Source organism: Mesorhizobium sp. B2-8-3 (assembly GCF_006440815.1).
Lineage (GTDB): Bacteria > Pseudomonadota > Alphaproteobacteria > Rhizobiales > Rhizobiaceae > Mesorhizobium.
The window spans coordinates 256,392-279,103 of the sequence record NZ_VFTW01000002.1; the positions used below are offsets into that span (position 1 = coordinate 256,392).

15 protein-coding genes are annotated in these 22,712 nt (G+C 65.3%); 7 read left to right on the forward strand and 8 right to left on the reverse strand.

Features of this window, described 5'->3' with window-relative positions:
• Nucleotides 1-14 precede the first annotated feature (14 nt).
• Together FJ418_RS04105 and FJ418_RS04110 are read right to left on the reverse strand one after the other, a co-directional pair.
• On the reverse strand, nt 15-1,811 hold the full coding sequence (locus tag FJ418_RS04105; protein WP_140863772.1) for an acyl-CoA dehydrogenase: 1,797 nt from the start codon (nt 1,809-1,811) through the stop codon (nt 15-17).
• Nucleotides 1,812-2,045: 234 nt separating this feature from the next.
• A complete protein-coding gene (locus FJ418_RS04110) occupies nt 2,046-2,510 on the reverse strand; it encodes a MerR family DNA-binding transcriptional regulator (RefSeq protein ID WP_140659424.1) in 465 nt (154 codons plus the stop codon).
• Between the two features lie 452 nt (nt 2,511-2,962).
• Here FJ418_RS04110 and FJ418_RS04115 point away from each other — a divergent pair, with 452 nt between their 5' ends.
• From FJ418_RS04115 to FJ418_RS04130, 4 genes are all read left to right on the forward strand, one after another.
• A complete protein-coding gene (locus FJ418_RS04115) occupies nt 2,963-7,039 on the forward strand; it encodes an SEL1-like repeat protein (protein WP_140863775.1) in 4,077 nt (1,358 codons plus the stop codon).
• 192 nt (nt 7,040-7,231) lie between these two features.
• Nucleotides 7,232-8,155: a sulfite exporter TauE/SafE family protein gene (locus FJ418_RS04120; protein WP_027169296.1), complete on the forward strand. Its 924-nt coding sequence runs from the start codon at nt 7,232-7,234 to the stop codon at nt 8,153-8,155.
• The gene (locus FJ418_RS04125) at nt 8,155-8,946 is read left to right on the forward strand and encodes a TIGR02186 family protein (RefSeq protein WP_140782189.1); all 792 of its coding nucleotides are present in this window, start codon (nt 8,155-8,157) and stop codon (nt 8,944-8,946) included. The genes FJ418_RS04120 and FJ418_RS04125 overlap by 1 nt, the downstream gene beginning before the upstream one ends.
• 200 nt (nt 8,947-9,146) lie before the next feature.
• Nucleotides 9,147-10,403 (forward strand): Hsp70 family protein, encoded by a 1,257-nt coding sequence (locus tag FJ418_RS04130; RefSeq protein WP_140863778.1) that lies wholly within the window; start codon nt 9,147-9,149, stop codon nt 10,401-10,403.
• Between the two features lie 288 nt (nt 10,404-10,691).
• On the opposite strand, the gene FJ418_RS04135 is transcribed toward FJ418_RS04130, so the two are convergent.
• Nucleotides 10,692-11,579: a LysR family transcriptional regulator gene (locus FJ418_RS04135; RefSeq protein ID WP_140854183.1), complete on the reverse strand. Its 888-nt coding sequence runs from the start codon at nt 11,577-11,579 to the stop codon at nt 10,692-10,694.
• Nucleotides 11,580-11,858: 279 nt separating this feature from the next.
• Here FJ418_RS04135 and FJ418_RS04140 point away from each other — a divergent pair, with 279 nt between their 5' ends.
• The 3 genes from FJ418_RS04140 to FJ418_RS04150 are packed head-to-tail and all read left to right on the forward strand — an operon-like array spanning nt 11,859 to nt 16,465.
• On the forward strand, nt 11,859-14,789 hold the full coding sequence (locus tag FJ418_RS04140) for a molybdopterin oxidoreductase family protein (protein WP_140863781.1): 2,931 nt from the start codon (nt 11,859-11,861) through the stop codon (nt 14,787-14,789).
• Nucleotides 14,786-15,520: a 4Fe-4S dicluster domain-containing protein gene (locus tag FJ418_RS04145; RefSeq protein WP_140863784.1), complete on the forward strand. Its 735-nt coding sequence runs from the start codon at nt 14,786-14,788 to the stop codon at nt 15,518-15,520. The genes FJ418_RS04140 and FJ418_RS04145 overlap by 4 nt, the downstream gene beginning before the upstream one ends.
• Nucleotides 15,521-15,526: 6 nt before the next feature.
• Nucleotides 15,527-16,465: a DmsC/YnfH family molybdoenzyme membrane anchor subunit gene (locus FJ418_RS04150; protein WP_140863787.1), complete on the forward strand. Its 939-nt coding sequence runs from the start codon at nt 15,527-15,529 to the stop codon at nt 16,463-16,465.
• 4 nt (nt 16,466-16,469) lie between these two features.
• On the opposite strand, the gene pdeM is transcribed toward FJ418_RS04150, so the two are convergent.
• From pdeM to FJ418_RS04175, 5 genes are all read right to left on the reverse strand, one after another.
• A complete protein-coding gene (gene pdeM / locus FJ418_RS04155) occupies nt 16,470-17,186 on the reverse strand; it encodes a ligase-associated DNA damage response endonuclease PdeM (RefSeq protein WP_140863789.1) in 717 nt (238 codons plus the stop codon).
• A gap of 17 nt (nt 17,187-17,203) precedes the next feature.
• Nucleotides 17,204-19,735, reverse strand: a complete 2,532-nt coding sequence (locus FJ418_RS04160; protein WP_140864076.1) for a ligase-associated DNA damage response DEXH box helicase — start codon at nt 19,733-19,735, stop codon at nt 17,204-17,206.
• A gap of 218 nt (nt 19,736-19,953) precedes the next feature.
• Nucleotides 19,954-20,814 carry an NlpC/P60 family protein gene (locus FJ418_RS04165; protein ID WP_140863792.1) on the reverse strand — a complete coding sequence of 287 codons (861 nt, stop codon included), beginning with the start codon at nt 20,812-20,814 and terminating at the stop codon, nt 19,954-19,956.
• A gap of 77 nt (nt 20,815-20,891) precedes the next feature.
• Nucleotides 20,892-21,242: a MarR family winged helix-turn-helix transcriptional regulator gene (locus FJ418_RS04170; protein WP_140863794.1), complete on the reverse strand. Its 351-nt coding sequence runs from the start codon at nt 21,240-21,242 to the stop codon at nt 20,892-20,894.
• A 57-nt stretch (nt 21,243-21,299) separates the two neighbouring features.
• Nucleotides 21,300-22,667, reverse strand: a complete 1,368-nt coding sequence (locus FJ418_RS04175; RefSeq protein ID WP_140863796.1) for a leucyl aminopeptidase family protein — start codon at nt 22,665-22,667, stop codon at nt 21,300-21,302.
• Between the last annotated feature and the right edge of the window lie 45 nt (nt 22,668-22,712).

Here is a 22,712-nt window from a genome sequence, read left to right on the forward strand (position 1 = left end):
CCGGTCCGCCGAACCTAGAACGCTTCCGCCGGCAGCGCCATTAGCGTGTCCGCGCCACTCGAGATGCGGGCAAGACGCGTCGCCGTTTCCGGCATGACGCGATCCATGAAGAAGCGCGCGGTCACCAGCTTGGTGTCGTAGAACACCGAAGCGCCGTTGGCGCCTTCCGCGAGCTTCGCCTGCGCGGATTTCGCCATCTGCGCCCACATGTAGCCCAGCGCCACCAAGCCGAAGAGATGCATGTAGTCGGTCGAGGCGGCACCGGCATTGTCGGGTTTGGCCACGGCGTTCTGCACCAGCCACATGGTGGCCGCCTGCAAATCGTTGAGACCCTTCTTCAGCGCCTTGGTGAAGGACGCCATCTTCTCGTCGGCGCGGTTTTCCTCGCAGAATTCGCCGACTTCCTTGAAGAAGGCCTGCACCGCGCGGCCACCATTCTGCGCCAGCTTGCGGCCGACGAGGTCGAGCGCCTGGATGCCGTTGGCGCCTTCATAGATCATGGCGATGCGGGCGTCGCGCACGAACTGGCTCATGCCGTGCTCTTCGATGTAGCCGTGGCCGCCGAACACCTGCTGCGCCATCACCGCATGATCGAAACCCTTATCGGTGAGCACGCCCTTGACCACCGGCGTCATCAGGCCGGTGTAGTCGTCGGCCGCCTGGCGGTCCTTGTCGTCGCCCGAGCGATGCGCGACGTCGGACTTGATCGCCGTCCACAACGCCAGCGCGCGACCGGCCTCGTTGAAGGCCTTCATGGTCATCAGCGAACGGCGGATGTCGGGATGGACGATGATCGGATCGGCCTTCTTGTCCGGCGCCTTGGCGCCCGACAGCGAACGGCCCTGCAGGCGGTCATTGGCATAGGAAACGGCGTTCTGATAGGCGATCTCGGAGACCGAAAGCCCCTGCAGGCCGACGCCGAGGCGGGCCTCGTTCATCATCGTGAACATGGCCTTCAGGCCGCCGTTCAATTCGCCGAGCAGCGTGCCCTCCGCCTCGTCATAATTCATGACGCAGGTCGAGTTGCCGTGGATGCCCATCTTCTCCTCGATCGAGCCGCAGGAGAGCGTGTTGCGCTGGCCGGGATTGCCCGAGGCGTCGAGCTTGAGCTTCGGCACGATGAACAGCGAGATGCCCTTCACGCCTTCCGGCGCGCCCTCGGCGCGGGCAAGCACCAGATGGACGATGTTGTCCGACATGTCGTGCTCGCCGGCGGAGATGAATATCTTCTGGCCGGAAATGCTGTAGGTGCCGTCGCCGTTGGGAACGGCCTTGGTGCGCAGCAGGCCGAGGTCGGTGCCGCAATGCGGCTCGGTCAGGTTCATGGTGCCGGTCCAGGTGCCCTCGATCAGCCTGGGCAGCCATGTCGCCTTCTGCTCGTCCGTGCCGTGGGTGACGATGGCCGCGATCGCGCCTTGCGTCAGGCCGGGATACATCATCAGCGCCATGTTGGCGGAGATCATATATTCGGAGACGGCGGTGTGGACGGCGTAAGGGAGGCCCTGGCCGCCGAACTCGGCAGGCGCTGCAAGCCCCATCCAGCCGCCTTCGCGATACTGGTCGTAAGCATCCTTGAAACCCTTGGGCGTCGTCACCGAGCCGTCGTCATGGCGTACGCAGCCTTCCATGTCGCCGACGCGGTTCAACGGATGCATGACGTTTTCGGCAAGCTTGGCGCCCTCGGCGAGGATCGCCTCGAGCACGTCGGGCGTCGCATCCGAGAAGCCCGGAAGGTTGGAATAGCGCTGATAGCCCAGCACGTCGTTGAGAACGAACAGCGTGTCCTGGACCGGCGCCCTGTAGATCGTCATGCCTTCCTCCACCCTTATAGTGCCGGCCGGCCAGCAAGTTCCTTATCCACGTCCTGGACAGAAGGCCGGGCCAATGTCGATGCCCCGATAGCAAATATTGACGTTTGCGTAAACGTCAACTTCGTCGCAGCCAAAAATTTATGTGAGCGATTCGGCATTGTGGCGACAAAAAAGCCGCGCGCTACAGCCGCGCGGCTCTCCATTTCCGGGATTGTCCCTGTTGAGGGCCAGCGTTCAGCCGGCGGCGCTGGCCTGCGGCGCCGCGGTGCGCTCGACGAGCATCTGGCGCACCGCCGTCATCGACGTGCTCAACTCGTTGATGGCGTCGTCGATCAGCGCGCGCTGCTTCTGCAGGCGGGCGAGCTGCTTCTCCGATTTGTCGAGGGCCAGCCGCAACTGCTTGGTGTTGGTGCCGGTCGGATCGTAGAGATCCATCATCTGCTTGACGTCGCGCAGCGAGAACCCGACCTTGCGGCCGAGCAAGATCAGCTTCAGGCGGGCCTTGTCGCGGCGCGTATAGAGACGGGTCGAGCCGTCGCGATGCGGATTGAGCAGGCCCTTGTCTTCATAGAAACGCAGCGTGCGCAGCGTCACACCGTATTTCTTGGCCATCTCGCCGATGCGGACGAATTCCTCGCCGGCTTCGAGCGGTATGTCATTGGTATTGGCCGCGGCTTCGCCGGGCGAAACAAGTTTCATGGTCACTGGCTTTCCCCTGGTGGCGTCGCGGTCTCGGACCAAGCGTCGCCTGAATGGAAGCGGGGGCGTGCTTCCAATCGTGGTTGCAACAAGTCAATCGCAAGAGGCACGGCTTCGCACCTTTTACGTTTACGTCAATTCTATATCGACAGCCACGGGGTGACGCAAGGGCGTTGTCAAAACGGACCTTTATGCCGCACCTGTAAGGCGCCTCACGATTTATGCGCGGCTTCTTAAGCTTGGTTAACGCCTTGTTTACCACGTTGGGCGAAATGTGCGCATGTCGGTCACCCGTGGTTATCCTGTAGCGAATTCTTCACGGTTTTTCGAAGCGCGGGTGAAAACCCGGGAAGCCCGTCTTCCTCCGCGGCAAAACCGCCCGGCTCGCTTCGTTCCCGACAGGACTTTGGGAAACCGGCCTTTGGCCGGCCATTCTGAACACGGGCGCATCGATGAACAGCAAGCGGTCCTATCTCGATACACTCAACGCCGGCAGGCAACGCCGGCCGCAGCCCTCGCTCGAAGAACTGAACCGCTCGCTCGAAACGCTGGAGCAGCGGCTGGACCGGACGCGCGCCGACATGCCCGATCGCCCCGACCTGCGGCGGCCGGTCGAGCAGCCGCGTTATCCAAGCACGCAGCCTTACGGCCAGCCGCGCTGGTACGAGGATACCTATTCCGCGCAAAGGCCGCTGGACCGGCCGCAGCAGAATCCGGCACCGCAAAATCCCGGCCCGCAGAACCAATGGCCGCAAAATCGCGCCCCGCAAAATCCGACGCCCGCCGCGCCCGCCTTCGGCCAGAGCTACCAGGCGATCGCGCGTGACATCGACCGGGTGCGCGGCCAGGAAGACAGCGTCGCCATGGTCGGCAAGATCGCCGTCGAACTGCGCGGCCTGCGCGAGGAACTGCGCCACCAGATGACCGTCGGTCTGCAGCGCGAATTCGAAGCGTTCCGCCAGGACATCGATCGCGCCATGCAGGCCAACAGCCAGGGCGGCGCTCCGTCGAGCGGCATGCCCGACAAGAGCAGCGCCGAGCTCGGCCTCGAATTCGAGCGGCTTTCGGGAGCCATCCAGACGCTCGCCGAAAAAAGCGACGACCGCAGCGTCAACCTGCTGCGACTGGAACTGGAACAGGTGAAGGGCGCGCTGGACACGCTGGCGCGCGAGGAAAGCCTGCAGAAGGTCGACCGCCGCTGGGACGATTTCGACCGCCGCTGGAGCGCCTTCGAGGACCGCGTCGACGCCGACCAGCGCAAGCGCGCCGAAGGTCCGAGCCTTTCGGTGCTGACCGATCGGCTCGAACAGATCAGCAGCGCCGTCAGCAACCTGCCGGAATCGCTTTCGCTGCGCTCGCTGGAGGAGAAGGTGCGCACGCTTGCCGGCGCGGTCGACCGTTTCGCCGGCCAGCAGACCGCGCGCGGCGGCGAGACGCTCGCCATGATCGACGAGCGGCTGGATGAGATTTCGCGCGCCATCGTCGCGTCGACAGTGGCCGCGCAGGCCAATGCCTTCGATCCCGAAAGCTTCGGCCGGATCGAGAGGCGCATGGCCTCCCTGGCGGTTCAGATCGAAGAGGTCGCACAGTCGCGGCCTGGAGCGGAAGTTCTGGATCGCCTCAGTCTCCTGTCCAGCCGTGTGGATCAGCTGGCCGGCAGGGCGGACCTGCCCGAGCAGGCCATGGAGCGGCTCGGCAAGCAGATCGCCTTGATCACCGACAAGATGGACCGCGCACCGGCCATGCCAGATGCCGACCAGATCTTCCAAGGCCTTGAGCAGCGCTTCGATGCGCTGTCAATGCTGCTTGAGCGCCGCCAGGGCGATGCGATCGAACAGGGCAATATGCTGTTCCGCGATCTTGAGCGTCGGCTGGACGAGGTCGCGGACAGGCTTGGCCAGCGCATGCGCCGGGACGAGAGCGCCGGCATCATGGAGGCGATCGACGCCCGCTTCACCGCTTTGGCCAAGCGCATCGAGACGCGCACGCCCGATCCCGCCAACGAGATGGCGATCCGCGGGCTGGAAAGCCGGCTCGAGGACATTTCCAGCCGGCTGGAATCGTCCGCGCAGCAGGTCGCGGGCATCGATCCGGCACTGATCCGCAGCCTGGAAGCGCAGGTCGCCGGCCTCTCGGCGCATCTTTCCAAGCCCGGCACGCCGCTGCCCGAGTTCGAAGACATCAGCCCGCGCCTCAACCAGATCGAGAAGTCGCTGGCCGGCACGCGCGATTCCATCCTGAGCGTGGCGCGCGAGGCGGCCGAGAGCGCCGTCAAATCGCTTTCCGACTCGACGTCCAGCACGGCCCAGACCAACGCGACCGCCGTTGCCGGCCTCGCCCAGGACCTGAAGACGCTCGAGGCGCTCACCCGGCGCTCCGACGAGCGCAACTCGCGGACATTCGAGGCGATCCACGACACGCTGCTGAAGATCGTCGACCGGCTGGGCTCGCTGGAAACGAGCGAGGCCAGCGAAGCGGTCAGCGAGTTGGTCGATCCGCAACCGGCCGGCAAGCGCGGCGGCCGCGGCGGCAAGATAGCGGTGCAGGACGCGCCTTCGATGGACATCGACCAGCCGCTGCCGCTCACGGGAGACATGGCCAGTCTGGAAGGCCGCGCGGCGGCGATCATGCGCGATGAGCCAGATGCGCCGCGCACGCCCGCGGAAGCCGCGGCCGCAGCGGCCATGGCAGCGCTCGGACCGGACGTGATCGGCGACAAGAGCGAGACGGCCGGCCGCAGGAAATCGATGTTCAGCGGCCTGGCGCGCGCCTTCAAGGGCAAGAAGGATGCGGATACGCAGCCGCTTGCCGGCTCGGCGCCGGTGGGCGACGTGCCAAGCGTCGACATCGACGAGCCGCTCGACCCCAAGGCCGCCAACCGGCCCTTGGAACCAGGTTCCGGCGCGCCGGACCTCAACGCCATCATGAAGCGTGTGCGCGACGAGCGTGGCGGCCAGCCGGCCCGGCGCGCCGAGGGCGACGCCGCCAAGTCCGATTTCATCGCCGCGGCCCGCCGCGCGGCCCAGGCCGCCGCCGCGGAAGCCGACACGCTGAAGCGGCAATCGACCATGACCGGCCCGGTGAAGGCGCTGAGGATAGGCGACCTGCTCAAGGCGCGGCGCAAGCCGATCCTGATGGCGGCGGCGGCGATCATGATGGCGCTGGCGGGCCTGCAGCTGGGCAAGGCCTTCTTGGCCGATCCCGTCGAAACGGCCAACAACCAGCCCGCCCCGATCGTCTCCACGCAGACGGTCGATACGGCTTCGCTCGATGCCACAGCCGCACCGAAGGCCGACACGGACACCGCGCAGGCCGAAAGCACCCCGGCCCGCCCCGTCAGGCAGGCAGAGCCCGTCAAGGACGCGGCGCCGGCCGCTTCCTTCCCCGCAAGTCCTGAAGCTGCCACCGCCATGCCGGCCGAACCGACGCCCGCGCCAGTGGCGCTTGCCGCGCCTGCCGCGCCGGCGCCGGCCCCGATGGCGTCGGCGACGCCGTCCGAACCTGCCGCAGCCGCCACCGCGACGGACACGGATGGCGACACGCAGCCGATGGCCAAGGCCCCAGAGACGGCCAGCCCCGCAGCCGGGAGCCCCCCCGCCGGCGCGCCGGCTGCCACCTCCGCCGACACGACAGGCGCCGTGCCGCCCGCGGCAAGCCAGACGGCCGCGGCCAAATTCGACATTCCCTCCGAAATCGGTCCGGTGGCGCTGCGCGACGCGGCCGCCGGCGGCGACGCCAAGGCGCTGTTCGAGATCGGCTCGCGCTACGCGGAATCGCGCGGCGTGAAGGAAGACATGAAGGCAGCCGCCAAATGGTATGAGCAGTCGGCCGAGCTCGGCTTCGCGCCGGCCGAATACCGTATCGGCAATTTCTACGAAAAAGGCATCGGCGTCGCGCGCGACATCAAGAAGGCCAAGACCTACTATCAACTCGCCGCCGAACAGGGCAACGCCAGCGCAATGCACAATCTGGCGGTGCTGTTCGCCATGGCGGCGGACGGCGTGACCGACAATGAATCGGCGACGCACTGGTTCCAGGAAGCCGCCGACCTCGGCGTCAAGGACAGCCAGTTCAACCTCGGCATCCTGGCCGCCAAGGGCGTCGGCATGAAGCAGGACCTGGAAGAATCCTACAAATGGTTCGCCCTGGTCGCCAAGACCGGCGACAAGGACGCTGCCGCCAAGCGCGACGAGATCGCCAACGCTTTGCGGCCCGAGCAGCTCGAGCGGGCGCGCGCGGCCACGGAATTGTGGAAGGCCAAGCCGCTCAACGCGGCCGCCAACTCGGCCGACGTTCCGGAGTCCTGGCAGGACAGCGCGCCGCAGACCACCGCCAGCATCGACATGAAGAAGGCGGTGAAGAACATCCAGCTGATCCTCAACAAGAACGGCTATGACGCCGGCGGCGCCGACGGCGTGATGGGCGGCAAGACCAAGACCGCCATCATGGCCTTCCAGACCGACAACAAGATGAAGCCGACCGGCGAGATCGACGCGCCGCTCGTCAAGGCGCTCCTGGCGAAGAAATAACGGCAGCCGCGTCGCATACGCGACGCCTTGCCACACATTTGCCTGTTAACTGATTGAGATGGTTTTTGTTTCGGCGCGGCGGCGGGGGTTGAACCCGCCGCCGCGCCGTCGCAAGAAAAAATTGGCTTTTCGGTGCTTTATTGTCCGGGGACGGCACTATGGGCCGACAGACAAACTGATCGAGACAGACGGGTGGGCATCTATCTCCCGATCGCGGAAATTTCCGTCAACGTCTTCGTGCTGCTGGCGATGGGCGCGGCGGTGGGCTTCCTGTCGGGCATGTTCGGGGTCGGCGGCGGCTTCCTGATCACCCCGCTCCTGATCTTCTACAACATCCCGCCGGCGATCGCCGTCGCCACCGGCGCAAACCAGGTCATCGCCTCCTCTTTCTCCGGCGCGCTTTCGCATTTCAAGCGCGGCACGCTCGATTTCAAGCTGGGGGGCGTGCTTTTGGCCGGCGGCATCGTCGGCTCGACGGCCGGCATCTTCGTCTTTGCGCTGTTGCGCCGCCTCGGCCAGTTGGACCTGTTCATCTCGCTGCTCTACGTCGTGTTGCTCGGCACCGTCGGCGGACTGATGCTGGTCGAAAGCGTCAACGCGCTGCGCGCCAGCCGCAGCGGCGCGGCGCCGGTGCTCAAGAAATCCGGACAGCACAACTGGATCCACCGGCTGCCGTTCAAGATGCGCTTCCGCGCCTCGAAGCTGTTCGTCAGCGTCATCCCGGTGCTCGGGCTTGGCGCCGGGATCGGCTTCCTGTCGTCGATCATGGGCGTTGGCGGCGGCTTCATCATGGTGCCGGCGCTGATCTACCTGCTCAAGGTGCCTACCAATGTCGTCATCGGCACCTCGCTGTTCCAGATCATCTTCACCTCGGCCTATACGACGCTGGTGCATGCCACGACCAACCAGACGGTCGACGTGATCCTGGCCTTCCTGCTGATGGCCGGCGGCGTCGCCGGCGCGCAATATGGCGCCAAGGCTGGCCAGAGGCTGCGCGGCGAGCAGTTGCGGGCGCTGCTGGCGATGCTGGTGCTGGCCGTCGCCATCCGCCTTGCCGTCGATCTCTTCGTGACGCCGCCCAATCTTTATTCGCTTTCCGCCGCGGGCCTGAACTGATGGCGGCACGACGAGCATTTGCAGCCGCCGCCTCGTTGTCGATGCTCTTTGCCCTTTCCCCGGCAACCGCGCAAACGCCGCTTGCCGAAAGCATCCAGATCGGCCTGTCGACAGACGCCGTTTCGATCACGGCGGGTTTCTCCGGCGCCGATCTCACCATCTTCGGATCGCTGGAAAATCCCGATCCGCTGGTCGCGCGCCAGGGGCGCTATGACGTGATCGTCGTGCTCGAAGGCCCGCCACGCCCTGTTGTCGTTCGGCGCAAGGACCGGGTGCTCGGCGTCTGGGTCAACCTGGACTCGGAGACGTTCGAGAACGTGCCGGTCTCCTATTCCGTCGCGACGACGCGCCCGCTGCAGGACATCGCCGAGCCTGCCAAATACAAGCAGCTCTCGCTCGGCGCGCAGAACCTCTACATGAAGCCCGCCGACGAGACCGACAGCCCGGCAACCATCGAGGAATTCACGGCCGCGCTACGCGACCGCAAGGCGGCGACGGGCCTCTACAGCGAAAATGTCGGCGGCGTGCAGTTCCTGTCGCAGAACCTGTTTCGCGCCACGGTGCGGCTCGCGCCCAACGTGCCGGTCGGGACCCATAAAGCCCGCGCGTTCCTGTTCAAGAGCGGCATGTTCGTCAAGGAAAGCTCGGCCCAGCTCGAAATCCGCAAGTCCGGCTTCGAGCAATCGATCTTCCGCGTCGCGCACGACTATTCCTTCCTCTATGGCGTGTTCGCCATATCGCTCGCCATGCTGACCGGCTGGCTGGGCCGGCTCATCTTCCGCAAGGATTGATACCCGCGGGAAAAATGGGAAGACCCATTTTCCCGTGAAAAGAGGGTTTCCCTTTTCCCGGTTTTGCGATACATCGCCGCCTCCCAGCCCTAGGGACAAGCACACACATTTCGATTTTCGGCAGAGCGGTCCGGCTTTCCGGACGACGGCGCGCTTCGCGTCGTCGGCAACCCTGCCCCAGGCAACGACAGGAGGCTGCGATGCGATCGGCATTCGGCGGCATCGATTTCGGCACGTCCAATTCCACCGTGGGCGTGATCCGCGACGGCCGGGCGCGACTGGTGGCGCTGGAAGGCGAGCAACCGACCTTGCCAAGCGCCGTGTTCTTCAACTTCGAGGACGGCTACACCTATTTCGGCCGCCGTGCGATCAGCGACTACACCGACAGCATCGAAGGGCGTCTGATGCGCTCGCTGAAGAGCGTGCTCGGCAGTTCGCTCGCCAACGAAAAGACGCGCATCAAGGCGCGCCAGATCGGCTTCATCGACATCATCGGGCTGTTCATCGATCATCTCAAGAAGCGGCTGGAAGAGGACGCAGGCGGTCCGGTCGAAAGTGTCGTGCTTGGCAGGCCCGTGCAGTTCGTCGACGACGACACGGCCGCCGATGCGAAGGCGCAAGGCGAGCTTGAAAAGGCGGCGCGCGCGCAGGGCTTCAAGCACATCGCTTTCCAGTTCGAGCCGATCGCGGCGGCGCTCGATTACGAGCAGAAGGTCGCCCGCGAGGAGCTGGCGTTGATCGTCGACATGGGCGGCGGCACATCCGACTTTTCGATCGTGCGGGTCTCGCCGGAGCGCGCCCGCTCGACCGACCGCAAGGCGGACATCCTGGCCAATCGCGGCGTCCATATCGGCGGCACCGATTTCGACCGGCTGCTCAGCATCGCCCATGTCATGCCCGAGCTCGGCTATCTAACACGGACCAAGGACCACAAGCGCAACCTGCCCGCTGCCTATTTCATCGACCTGGCGACTTGGCAGCGCATCAACCTCGTCTACACAACCAGGGCGATGAACGACCTGCGGCAGATCCGTTACGAGGCCGAGCGGGCCGACCTCGTCGACCGCTTCATCCATGTCGTGGAGCACCGCTACGGCCATGCGATGGCGGGCCTTGTCGAAAGGGCGAAGATCGCGCTGACCGACCAGTCTTCGGCCGAGGTGAAGGTGTCGCTGCCCGGCGCGCGTTTCGCGGCCGAGATCACGCGCGCCGGCCTCGAGGAGACCATTGCCGGCGACATCGAACGCGTGGCCGCGACGGTGAGACAAACGATCGCCGACGCCGGCGTCGATGCCTCGGCCATCACCGCCGTGTTCCTCACCGGCGGTTCGACCGCCATCCCGCTGGCGAAGCGGCAGATTCTTTCCCTGGTGCCGCAGGCCTCCGTCATCGAAGGCGACATGTTCGGCTCGGTCGGCCTCGGCCTCGCGCTGGATGCGCAGCGCAAATACGCGTGAGGGCTGGAGGTTGACTAAGACGCCAGTCACTTCGTCATCCACGGGCGGAGCAAGGAGCGAAGCGACGCGCGCAGACCCGAGGATCCATTCCGTGACTTTGAAGCGTTGCTCCGGTGCAGAATTCTGCTCCGCTGCATTCCACGTCGAAGGTCACGGAATGGATCCTCGGGTCTACGCTCCGCTTCGCGTCGCTCCGCCCGTGGATGACGAAGTTCGGAGGCTTTCGGCTAATCGCGAGCGTTCGCGATGATCAGCATCCCAAGAACATAGTCCGGATGCCGCCTGGGCTCAGCCGACCTTTCCGCCCAGATGCGCCTTCAGCGCCATCTGGGCGAGGCTCGCCTGGCGGTCGCGATGCGTGATCATGGCGAAGTCGCGCTTCGGCAATTCGACCGGCACGGCCCTGAGGCTGCCCTCCGCCAGGGAGCGCGCGACGACGAGTTCCGAGATGATCGTCGCCCCCGCGCCGGCCTCCACGGCCTGACGCACGGCCTCGTTGCTGGGCAGGACGAGGAAAATCTGCAATTCCGCTGGCGGAACCCCCTGACTGAGCGCGAAATCCTCCAGCGCCTCGCGCGTGCCCGACCCGCCTTCCCGGATGATCCAGCGCAACGCCCTGATGTCGAGGTTTCCCGCCCGGGTCATCGGAATCTCGGGATGCGAGCGCGCCACAACCAGCATCGGGCGATCCTCATCGACCGTGGCGCGGCGCAGGATGTCGGACTCGGTGCGGCCCTCGACCAGGCCGAAATCGGCGCGGCCGTCCAGCACATTGGTCTCGACCTGCCTGGTGTTGCCGATCGTCACGCTCAGCTTCACGGCCGGATAGGCTTCGTGGAAGGCAGCAAGGCGACGCGGCAGCCAGTAGCTCGCGATGGTCTGGCTCGCCGCGATCGACAGGCTGCCGGCGACGGTCTGCGAGACATCCTCCAGAACGCCGCGGGCAGCGGTGGCGCGATCCAGGACGGCCTTGGCCTCCGGCAGGAAGCGATGGCCGGTCTGCGCCAGTTCGATGTTGCGGCCGACCCGATTGAACAGGCGCACGCCATGTTGGCTTTCGAGCGCGCGGATGGCGGCCGAGGCCGCCGACTGCGAGATGCCGAGCCGCTCGGCGGCCTTGGTCATATGGCCGTGCTCGGCGACGGCGACGAAGATGCGCAACTGGTCGAGAGTCATGACGCAACTAAGAAGCAAAATCGATCGGAATTACAAGAGCCGCTTGTTAGACGCATCAATGGCTTTGTTCTAAGTTTTTGCCTGAAGTTGGAAAAAATTGGTCGCCAGAGACCAAGAGTGAGAAATGATAGGGCGCTTCAAATCCCTGTTCGCGCATTGGAACCGCCGTCTGAAGCGGCAGTTAGCCGGCGAGCGCTATCATCCCGAACTCCACTACATGCGCGGTCCGGGACCCAAGACGAAGGCCAAGATGGCGAACGGCAAGAGCGTTCGCGGATCATGAGCAAAGCCGCGCCGCGCGGCGCCAATTCCGCCCCCTCGCAGCGGCCGCTGGCCGACAGCCGAGCGCCGGACGAGGGCGACGGCGTCGAGACCTCGCCAAGCGTCTCCGACCGCACCGCCAAGACCACCTGCTACATGTGCGCCTGCCGCTGCGGCATCGACGTCCACATCAAGGACGGCAAAGTCCGCTACATCAACGGCAACAAGGACCATCCGGTGAACCGGGGCGTGATCTGCGGCAAGGGCAGCGCCGGCATCATGCAGCACTACAGCCCGGCGCGGCTGAAGAAACCGCTGCTGAGGACCGGGCTACGCGGCTCGGGCGAGTTCCGCGAGATCGAGTGGGACGAAGCGCTGACCATCGCCACCGAAAGGCTGTCGTCGATTCGGCGCACCGACCCGAAAAAACTCGCCTTCTTCACCGGACGCGACCAGTCGCAATCGCTGACCGGCTGGTGGGCGTCGAAATTCGGCACGCCCAATTTCGCCGCGCATGGCGGCTTCTGCTCCGTCAACATGGCGGCCGGCGGGCTCTACACGATCGGCGGCTCGTTCTGGGAATTCGGCGAGCCCGACTGGGACAACACGAAATACTTCATGCTGTTCGGCGTCGCCGAGGACCATGATTCCAACCCGATCAAGATCGGCCTCGGCAAGCTCAAGGCACGTGGTGTCAAGGTGGTGTCGATCAACCCCTGCCGCACCGGCTACAACGCCATCGCCGACGACTGGATCGGTATCCGACCGGGCACGGATGGACTGTTCGTGTTGGCGTTGGTCCATGAACTGCTCAAGGCCGGTCGCGTCGATCTCGACTATCTGCTGCGCTACACCAACGCGCCGGTGCTGGTCGTGCAGGAGCCGGGGGCCGCCGATGACGGGCTGTTCGTTCGCGACCTGGACGGCAACCCGCTTGCCTGGGACAGGGTGGCGAAGCAACCGGTCAACGCAGCCGGCTCCGAAGCAAAGCCAGCGCTGACCGGCTGCCATGAGGTCGGCGGACAGCGCTGCGTGCCTGTCTTCCAGCTCATCGCCGAACGCTATCTCGACGAGACGTATTCGCCGGACGCCGTGGCGGAGCGCTGCGGCGTCAGCGCGGAAACGATCCGGCGCATCGCGGCGGAGCTGGCGCATGTCGCCTTCGAGCAGACGATCGAACTGCCGATCGCCTGGACCGACTGCGCGAGCCGGCGGCACGAGACGATCAAGGGACGGCCTGTCTCGATGCATGCCATGCGCGGCATCTCGGCCCATTCCAACGGTTTTCATACCTGCCGCGCCATCCATCTGCTGCAGGTGCTGCTCGGCACCGTCGATGTCCCCGGCGGCTTCCGCTTCAAGCCGCCTTATCCGCGCCCGGCGCCGCCGGGGCCGAAGCCATGCGGAAAAAACGTTCGACCGATGACGCCGCTCGACGGCATGCCGCTCGGCTTCGTCTGCGGACCGGACGATCTTCTCGTCGACGACGCCGGCCAGCCCACCCGCATCGACAAGGCCTATTCCTGGGAAGCCCCCCTGGCCGCGCATGGGCTGATGCACTCGGTCATCCGCAATGCCTGGGCCGGCGATCCTTATCCAATCGACACGCTGATGATGTACATGTCGAACATGGCGTGGAACTCGTCGATGAACACCGTCGAGACGATTGCCATGCTGACCGACAAGGACGAGGCCGGCGCCTACAAGATCCCCTTCATCATCTATTCCGACGCCTATTATTCCGAGACCGTGCCCTTCGCCAACCTGGTGCTGCCCGACACCACCTATCTCGAGCGGCACGACTGCATCAGCCTGCTCGACCGGCCGATCAGCCATGCCGACGGGGCCGCCGACGCCATTCGCCATCCGGTGGTGCAGCCGGACCGCGACGTGCGGCCGTTCCAGTCGGTGCTGATCGAGCTCGGCGCGCGGCTTGGCCTGCCAGACTTCGTCGACGAGGACGGTTCGGCCAAATACAGCTGTTATGCCGACTACATCGTCAACCATGAGCGCACGCCCGGCATCGGCCCTTTAGCCGGCTGGCGCGGCAAGAATGGCGGCGTGATCGGCAGGGGCGACGTCAACCCCGACCAGCTGCAGCGCTACATCGACAATGGCGGCTTCTGGCATCACGATTTCTCCGACGACCAGCGCTATTACAAAATGGGCAACCGCGCCTATCTCGACTTCGCCGTCGAGATGGGTTTCATCCCCAAGGCCGAGCCTATTGTCTTCCAGCTCTACTCGGAGCCGATGCAGCGGTTCAGGCTTGCCGCGCGCGGCCATGGAAAAGTGCAGCCGCCGGACGCCGAGCGCGGCCGCATCGAAGCCTATATGGACCCGCTGCCATTCTGGTACGCGCCCTTCGAGGACGACGCCGTCGACCTCGAAAAATATTCGCTGCATGCGCTGACGCAGCGGCCGATGCACATGTACCATTCCTGGGGCTCGCAGAATGCGTGGCTGCGACAGATCACCAGCCAGAACCGGCTGTTCGTCCATCACCAGACGGCCGCCGGTCTCGGCCTTGCCGACGATGACTGGGTATGGATCGAGAGCATCAACGGCCGGGTGAAAGGCCAGATCAAGCTGATCGACGGCGTGAATCCGGACACGGTGTGGACCTGGAACGCGGTCGGCAAGCGGCGCGGCAGTTGGGGCCTGAAGGACGATGCGGCGGAAAGCAATCGCGGCTTCCTGCTCAACCACATTATCGGCGACCAGACATCGGCCGACGCCAACGGCAAGCGTTACTCCAATTCAGACCCGGTCACCGGACAGGCGGCATGGTTCGACGTGCGCGTGCGGATCGTCAAATGCGCGCCGCAGGAAGCCGGCTTCACCGAGCCGCAATTCGAGCGTTTCGCCCAGCCGCCGCATTTCGAACCTTCGCCCGAAGTGCTTCGCTTCGGCGCCGCGTTTCGCATGAACAGGGAAGCCGCCGAATGACCTGCCTTCCCGCCCGGACCGACAAGAAACTCGGCCTCGTCATCGACCTCGACACCTGCGTGGGCTGCCAGGCCTGCGTCACCGCCTGCAAGGAGTGGAACACCGGCGGCCACATGGCGCCGCTGACCGACATCGATCCCTATGGCGGACATGTCGACGGCGTCTGGTTCAACCGCGTGCACAGTTATGAGCATACGACAGAGCTTGGCGGCCGCACGGTGAACTTCCCGCGTTCCTGCCTGCATTGCGAGCAGCCGGCCTGCGTCACCGTGTGCCCGACCGGCGCCTCCTACAAGCGCGCCTCGGACGGCATCGTGCTGGTCGACGAGGATAAATGCATCGGCTGCAAATTGTGCAGCTGGGCCTGCCCCTACGGCGCGCGCGAGTTCGATACCGATGTCGGCGTGATGAAGAAATGCACGCTCTGCGTCGACCGCATCTACAATGACAATCTGGCCGAGGAGGATCGCGTGCCCGCCTGCGTTGCCGCTTGCCCGACCAGCGCCCGGCATTTCGGCGATCTCGGCGATCCGGCTTCGGCGATCTCGCAGCTTGTCGAGGAACGTGGCGGCGTCGCGCTGATGCCGGAGCTTGGCTACAAGCCGACCAACAGATATCTGCCGCCGCGTGCCCGCAGCGAGCGGGCGGCGAAGGTGGACGCACCGGCACTGGAGCCGATCAAGGCCGAGGGCGGCTTTCTCGGCTGGATCGACCGCATGCTTTCGAACTGACCGAACATGCATCCCGCTTTCTCGGTCGTCTTCTTCACCACAGCCACAGGGGCCGGCTACGGCCTGCTGGCGCTGCTCGGCCTGCTTGGCGGGTTGGGGTACATCCCAGCCGATTTCTGGCTGGGCTTTGTCGGCATGGGGTTGGCGCTCGGCCTGATCGCGGCCGGATTGCTGTCATCGACCGGGCATCTCGGCCGGCCCGAGCGGGCCTGGCGTGCTTTTTCTCAGTGGCGCAGCTCGTGGCTGTCGCGCGAAGGCGTGGCGTCGGTCGCTACCTTCGTTCCGGCTTGTATGTTCGGCATCGGCTGGGTGCTTCTCGGCCGCAACGGCGGCTGGGTGGCGATCGCCGGCCTGCTGGCGGCGGCCGGCGCGGTGACGACAGTCTGCACGACGGGCATGATCTACGCCTCTCTGAAGCCGATCGCCCAATGGCACAGCCGCTATACTTTGCCGGCTTATCTCATTTTCGCGGCGATGACCGGAAGCGTTCTCGCCAACGCTTTGCTCCAGGGGTTCAAGCTGGGTTCAATGGCGGTGCTGATCGCGGCTCTGCTTGCCACGCTCGCCGGCTGGGCCTGGAAGCTTGCGACCTGGCGCTACAATGACCGGTTGGATATCCCGACCACGGCCAACACGGCGACTGGTTTGGCAGGCGGCACGGTGCGGTCGATCGAATGGCCGCACACCGAAGAAAATTATCTGCTGAAGGAAATGGGCTTCCGCATCGCGCGCAAGCACAGCGCCAAGCTGAGGCGGATCGCCCAAGGCCTGGCTTTCATCGCGCCGGCTGCCCTGCTTGCCGCCGCGTTCGTCTTGCCGTGGCCCTTCGTGGCGATTGCGTCGGCGCTCGCGGCTATGTCCCAGCTCGCCGGCATGCTCGTCGAGCGCTGGCTTTTCTTCGCCGAGGCGAAGCACACCGTGACGCTCTATTACGGCCGCGAGTAGTCTTTCAGCCCGGCCGCAGCATCGAGCCGGAAATGGCGAAGATGCGCTCGGCGCCGAGCATATAGGCCATCAATGTTTCCAGCCGGAACAGGCCGGAATAGGCGCGGTCGAGCACGTTGAGCGAGCCGGTATAGGCGCCGAAGGCCGGCATGATCATGCGGCCGCCGTCGCCGGCGAAGCAGCGCCGCCTGACGGAGCGGCCGCGCTGGACGATGCGCGCGCAAGGGTGGAGATGGCCGGCGATTTCGCCCTCAACCCACGTCTTCGACGGCTCGTGACGGAAGAGCAGCGAGCCGATGGCGAGTTCCTTGACGGTCTCGCCCGGCAGGTCGGCGGGAGCATCCGGATCGTGGTTGCCGGCGACCCAGAACCAGTCGCGACCGGCCATCATTGCTTCCAGGCGCTCGCGGAAGCTCTGGTGCATGCGCCCGGCACCGCCGCCGTCGTGGAAGGAATCGCCCAGGCTGAGGACGATCCGCGGCTGGTAGTCGGCGATGACCGCCTGCAACCGCAGCAAGGTGGCGCCCGTGTCGTAAGGCGGGATCAGCGCGCCACGCTTCGCGAAAGAAGAGCCTTTTTCGAGATGCAGGTCGGAGACGGCGAGCAGCCGCAGGTCGGGGAAATAGAGCACGCCGCGCCGATCGCAGACCGCGCGCTCGCCGGCGATGCCGACAAGGTCGGCCTCGGCGATCAGCGTTGCGCGCGACAGCGAAAAATTCATCCCCTCCAGGCCTTCTTTCAGTCCGCCATTTCCGGCCCCATGGCCTCTTCAACGAGGGTGGCGGCATCCATTAGCAGTGTTTCGTCCGCCTCGCCATTCACCGGCATCTTGCCGATTTCAAGCATGATCGGCACGGCCAACGGCGATATCTGCTCGAGATTCTTATGCATGATTCGACCGCGGATGCGCGAGAGCATCTCGGCAAGTCTGCTGACATCGAGCAACCCGGTCGCGGCATCGGTACGGGTGGCCTGCAGCAGAATATGGTCAGGTTCATGGCTGCGCAGCACGTCATAGATCAGGTCTGTCGACACAGTGACCTGGCGACCGCTTTTTTCCTTGCCTGGGTGGCGCTTTTCGATCAGGCCGGAAATCAGCGCGCAGTTCCGGAAGGTGCGCTTCAGCAGCCAGCTGTCGGCGAACCAGGCTTCGAGGTCATCCCCAAGCATGTCCTGATCGAACAGCGTGGCCAGCGACGGTTTCCTGTTCTCGAACATCCAGCCCATGTCGGCCAGCGACCAGATGGCCAGCGCATAATCGGTGGCGACGAAGCCGACCGGCTTGGCTCCCACACGATCGAGCCGTCGCGTGAGCAGCATGCCGAGCGTCTGATGCGCAAGCCTGCCTTCGAACGGATAGGCGACGAGGTAATATCGGTTACCGCGTGGAAAAGTCTCGATCAACAGATCGTCGCGTTTCGGCAGCACCGACTTGTCCGCCTGGAACCGCAGCCAATCCGCAACCTGCTCGGGCAGCTTCTTCCAGCGTTGCGGGTCGTCGAGCATGGCCCGCACCTGCTCGGCCAGGTAAGTCGAAAGCGGGAATTTGCCGCCGCCGTAATAGGGAACTTTCGCATCGCTGCCGGGCGCGTTCGAGACGAAGCACTCGTTCTCGCGGATGCCTTCGAAGCGCAAGATCTTGCCGGCGAACATGAAGGTGTCACCGTGGGTCAAGGTCTCCAGAAACGCTTCCTCGATCTTTCCCAACACCCTGCCGCCGCGCGAGGCCGCTCCCCTGCTGCCGGCCTGGACGTAGCGAACGTTGAGCGCCGGCACTTCGATGATGGTGCCGACATTCAGCCTGTATTGCTGGGCGACACCCGGATTTGAAACCCGCCACAGGCCTTCCTTCGTCTGCCGGATGCGGGCATAGCGCTCGTAATTTCTCAGCGCGTAGCCGCCGGTGGCGACGAAGTCGATGACCCGGTCGAATGTCGGCCTGTCCAGGCTGGCGTAAGGCGCGGCCATCCTTACCTCATCAAAGAGCACATCGGCATGGAACGGCGCCCCGCAGGCGCAGCCCAGCACATGCTGGGCCAGCACATCGAGCCCGCCATTGACCAACGGCGGCGTGTCCTGGGCGCCGAGATAATTGGCATCGAGCGCCGCGCGGCATTCCAGCACCTCGAAGCGGTTGGCAGGAATAAGGATCGCCTTCGACGGCTCGTCCATACGGTGGTTGGCACGGCCGATGCGCTGCGCCAGGCGGCTCGCTCCTTTCGGCGCACCGACATGCACGACCAGATCGACATCGCCCCAGTCGATGCCGAGATCGAGCGTCGAGGTGGCGACGATGGCGCGCAACGCATTTTCGCCCATGGCCTTCTCGACGCGGCGGCGCTGAGCGACGTCCAGCGAACCGTGATGGAGCGCGATTGGCAAGGTGTCTTCATTGACGCGCCAAAGCTCCTGGAACAACAGCTCGGCCTGGCTGCGCGTATTGACGAACAGCAGCGTGGTCTTGTGCCGCTTGATCTCGCGGTAGATCTCGGGCGTGGCGTAGCGGGCGGAGTGCCCGGCCCAGGGCACCCGCTCTTCCGAGTCGAGGATTGATATCTCAGGCTTGGCGCCGCCCGTGACGACGATGAGCTCGGACATGGCGCCGGGAGAAGCCTGACTGACCAGCCAACGCCGCAACTCGTCCGGCTCGGCCACGGTGGCCGACAGGCCTATGGTTTGCAATTCGGGCACGATGGCGCGCAGCCGCGCCAGGCCGAGCGCCAGCAGGTGGCCGCGCTTGGAGGTGACCAGCGAGTGCAGCTCGTCGAGCACGACATAGCGCAGATCCTCAAAGAAGCGCGGGGCATCGCCGGCCGCGATCAGCAGCGCCAGCTGCTCGGGCGTTGTGAGCAGTATGTCGGGCGGCGCCAGCTTCTGCCGCTGGCGCTTGTGCGAAGGCGTGTCGCCGGTGCGGGTCTCGATGGTTACGGACAGTCCGATCTCCTCGACCGGCTTGGCGAGGTTGCGCTCGATGTCGACGGCCAAAGCCTTGAGCGGCGAGATGTAGAGCGTGTGGATGCCGCGATGCGCCTGGCCTGGTTTTCGCTTGGGACGGTTGGCTAGCTCGGTCAGCGACGGCAGGAAGCCGGCCAATGTCTTGCCGGCGCCGGTCGGGGCGATCAGCAACACCGATTGGCCGCTTTGAGCCTTCGCCAGCAGCTCGAGCTGATGGACGCGCGGCGACCAGCCCTTTTCGCCGAACCATCTGACGAATGGCTCAGGCAGCAGGACAGCGGCATTCTGCTCGGCAAGGCGCGGCTGCTCGGTCACGCGCAAGAGGTAGCGCGGCGGCGCGCAATCGCCAAGGAAAATCGGAACAAAAGGGGATCAGTTTTCCTCGCCCCGTTACGAGGAGAGGATGCCGGCAGGCAGGTGAGGGGCTGCGCCAATGTCAGAGGTTGGCTTGGTCAGCGCGAGCAATCGCAGGTTCGCGCTACCCCTCATCCGCCCTTCGGGCACCTTCTCCCCGTGAACGGGGGAAGGAAAGATCAGGGCCTGCGAAACCCCGTCGGGCCGCCATAGAGGTAGCCGATGCGATCGACCGCCTCTTTCAGCCCCTCGCGCGAGACCAGCATGGTGTGGCCATTAGCGTGGATCATGTCGCGAGCGTCGGTCATGATCGCGACGTGGCCTTTCCAGAAGACGAGGTCGCCGCGTTGAAGTCCGGCAAAGTCCGGACCCGGCTCGAACGGCGTGCCGACCGATGCCGCCTGCATGTCGGAGTCGCGCAGCACTTGCCTGCCGGCCATGCGCATTGCCAACTGCACAAGCCCGGAACAGTCGATGCCGAAGCCGGAGACGCCACCCCAGAGATAGGGGGTCCCCAGGAAGGTTTCTGCGACGGTGACGTAGTCCTCGGCCCGCTCGGCGATCAGCCGCAGATGGCCGGCGATGATCGCCTGGCCGGAGGGCAGCAACGCATAATGCGTGCCGCGCGTTTCGGCCGAGCCGGTCACTGTCACGGTCGAACCCATCGACAGTTGTCCGCTTATCGGAAAGCGCAGATCCGGTCCGGGGTAGAGGAAAGTGCGCGGCACGGAGACGACGTGCGTCGGCGCATGTTCACGCGCGCCAAGAAGATTATCGGCCACATAGCCGACATAGCCGTCGCGTTCGGCCTGCACCCAAGCCCAGCCTTCGGCATCCTCGAACACCAGCACGTCGTCGCCGAACAGCGCCTGTGTGTTCACGCCCGCATCCGGGCGCGGCGCCTTGCGCAGATCGGCGACCGACACCGTGACCCGTGCCGGGCGGCCGGTGACGAAGCGGTCGGCGGCGACCTCGCCCTTCAGCCTCGCATCGGCAAGGTCGGAGCGGAAGGCATGAAGGCGGGCATCCCTGGCGGTCAAATCGATAAATCCAGTCAAATTCTTTGTTGGAGCATGATCTTATCCGAAAACCGGTTCCCACTTTTCAGGATCATGCTCTAGATGGGCAATTCATGCGCGCGGGCGACGATACCATCGCCGAAGCGCTCGACAAAGAGCGCGCCTTCCACCGTGCGCCGGATCAGCACGTTGCGCTTGTCGAGCTCATCGCGATGGCGCGAGACCAGCTTCAGCGCTCCCATCGTATCCAGCGCGCGGGTGATGACCGGCTTGGTGACGTTGAGCTTGGCGGCCAGCCCGCGCACCGTATGGGGCGGCGGATCGAGATAGATGGTGAACAGGATCGCCGTCTGGCGCATGGTGAGATCCGGCGCGCCGTCGCGCACCTGGACCAGCATCACCTGCTGCCACAGTCGCAAGGCCTGGCTCGGGCGCATCGAGATCGACATCACCCAAGCATGCCGGCAAATTGTTTCGGTTCCGTTTCAGTGACGGCGTTTTGCCGCTTACGCTCCAAAACGCCCGGCGATGACCCGCTCCAGCGCGCGAATGCCTTGCGCCTCGCCGCCGGTCAGGCCGTAGGGGCGGTCGGCCGGGTTCCAGGCGAAGATGTCGAAATGCGCCCAACTGTGGGTCTTCTCGACGAAGCGCTTGAGGAAAAGGGCCGCGGTGATCGATCCGGCAAAACCGTCCGTCGTCACATTGTTGATGTCGGCGATCCTCGAGGAAAGCTTTGCATCGTAGGGGCGCCACAAAGGCATGCGCCACAGCGGATCCTCGACCGCGACCGATGCCGCGGCCAGATCGGCGGCAAGCGTCTCGTCAACGGTGTAGAAAGGTGGCAAATCGGGCCCCAGCGCGACGCGGGCGGCACCGGTCAGCGTCGCCATGTCGATCAGCAACGCGGGCTCCTCCTCATCGGCCAGCGCCAGCGCGTCGGCCAGGATCAGCCTGCCTTCGGCGTCCGTGTTGCCGATCTCGACCGTGATGCCCTTGCGGCTGCGCAACACGTCGCCGGGCCGGAAGGCATTGCCGGCGATCGAATTCTCGACGGCGGGGATCAGCACGCGCAGCCGGACATTGAGTTTCGCCGCCATGATCATGGAGGCGAGGCCCAGCACGTTGGCGGCGCCGCCCATGTCCTTCTTCATCAGAAGCATGCCCGACGACGGCTTGATGTCGAGGCCGCCGGTATCGAAGCAGACGCCCTTGCCGACCAGCGTCACCTTCGGCGCGTCGCCCGGCCCCCAACTCATGTCGATCAGCCGCGGCGCGCCGGTCGAGGCCCGGCCCACGGCGTGGATCATCGGGAAGTTCCGCGCCAGGAGATCGTCGCCATGGATCACGGCGATATCGGCGCCATGGGCGGCCGCCAGTTGTCGGGCGGCTTCTTCCAGCTCGACCGGACCGAGGTCGCTGGTCGGCGTGTTGACGAGGTCGCGCGCCAGGAACACGCTGTCGACGACGCGGCGGACATGCGCGGCGTCGACGCCCTCGGGAAGCGCGAAGCGCAGAGCCTTGCCGGGCTTCTTGCCGTAGCGTGTAAAGACATAGCCGCCCAGGACAAGCGCGAGCGCCGCGAGTTCAGGCTGCGCCGGGTCCGACGCGAAATGCCAGTCGCCTTCCGGCAGCGCCCTTGCGAGCGCCCCGAGGGCAAGGGCGCTGTCGCCGTCGCCGATACCGAACAGCGCGCCGGCAAGGCCGCCGCCCTCGCCCGGCAGGGCCAGCGTGCGCCCTGCCTCGCCGGAAAAACCGTTGGCCCTCGCCCAGGCGATAGCGGGCAGCGGCAACGCCGCGGCTTCAAGGGCGTCCTTTGCCACCAGATAGACAGGCAAGGCGGCTTCCGGCTTCTGCTCGACGAGTTCGACAGGCATGCAATGATCTCCGGCCGAACTGCTGAGTCGGCGCTTCTTAACGGT

Excerpts from the sequence above, each read along its gene's own strand:
- FJ418_RS04105 (WP_140863772.1), bottom strand. The coding sequence starts at position 1,811 with ATGACGATCTACAGGGCGCCGGTCCAGGACACGCTGTTCGTTCTCAAC.
- FJ418_RS04110 (WP_140659424.1), bottom strand. The coding sequence starts at position 2,510 with ATGAAACTTGTTTCGCCCGGCGAAGCCGCGGCCAATACCAATGACATA.
- FJ418_RS04115 (WP_140863775.1), top strand. The coding sequence starts at position 2,963 with ATGAACAGCAAGCGGTCCTATCTCGATACACTCAACGCCGGCAGGCAA.
- FJ418_RS04125 (WP_140782189.1), top strand. The coding sequence starts at position 8,155 with ATGGCGGCACGACGAGCATTTGCAGCCGCCGCCTCGTTGTCGATGCTC.
- FJ418_RS04130 (WP_140863778.1), top strand. The coding sequence starts at position 9,147 with ATGCGATCGGCATTCGGCGGCATCGATTTCGGCACGTCCAATTCCACC.
- FJ418_RS04135 (WP_140854183.1), bottom strand. The coding sequence starts at position 11,579 with ATGACTCTCGACCAGTTGCGCATCTTCGTCGCCGTCGCCGAGCACGGC.
- FJ418_RS04140 (WP_140863781.1), top strand. The coding sequence starts at position 11,859 with ATGAGCAAAGCCGCGCCGCGCGGCGCCAATTCCGCCCCCTCGCAGCGG.
- FJ418_RS04145 (WP_140863784.1), top strand. The coding sequence starts at position 14,786 with ATGACCTGCCTTCCCGCCCGGACCGACAAGAAACTCGGCCTCGTCATC.
- FJ418_RS04150 (WP_140863787.1), top strand. The coding sequence starts at position 15,527 with ATGCATCCCGCTTTCTCGGTCGTCTTCTTCACCACAGCCACAGGGGCC.
- pdeM (WP_140863789.1), bottom strand. The coding sequence starts at position 17,186 with ATGAATTTTTCGCTGTCGCGCGCAACGCTGATCGCCGAGGCCGACCTT.
- FJ418_RS04170 (WP_140863794.1), bottom strand. The coding sequence starts at position 21,242 with ATGTCGATCTCGATGCGCCCGAGCCAGGCCTTGCGACTGTGGCAGCAG.
- FJ418_RS04175 (WP_140863796.1), bottom strand. The coding sequence starts at position 22,667 with ATGCCTGTCGAACTCGTCGAGCAGAAGCCGGAAGCCGCCTTGCCTGTC.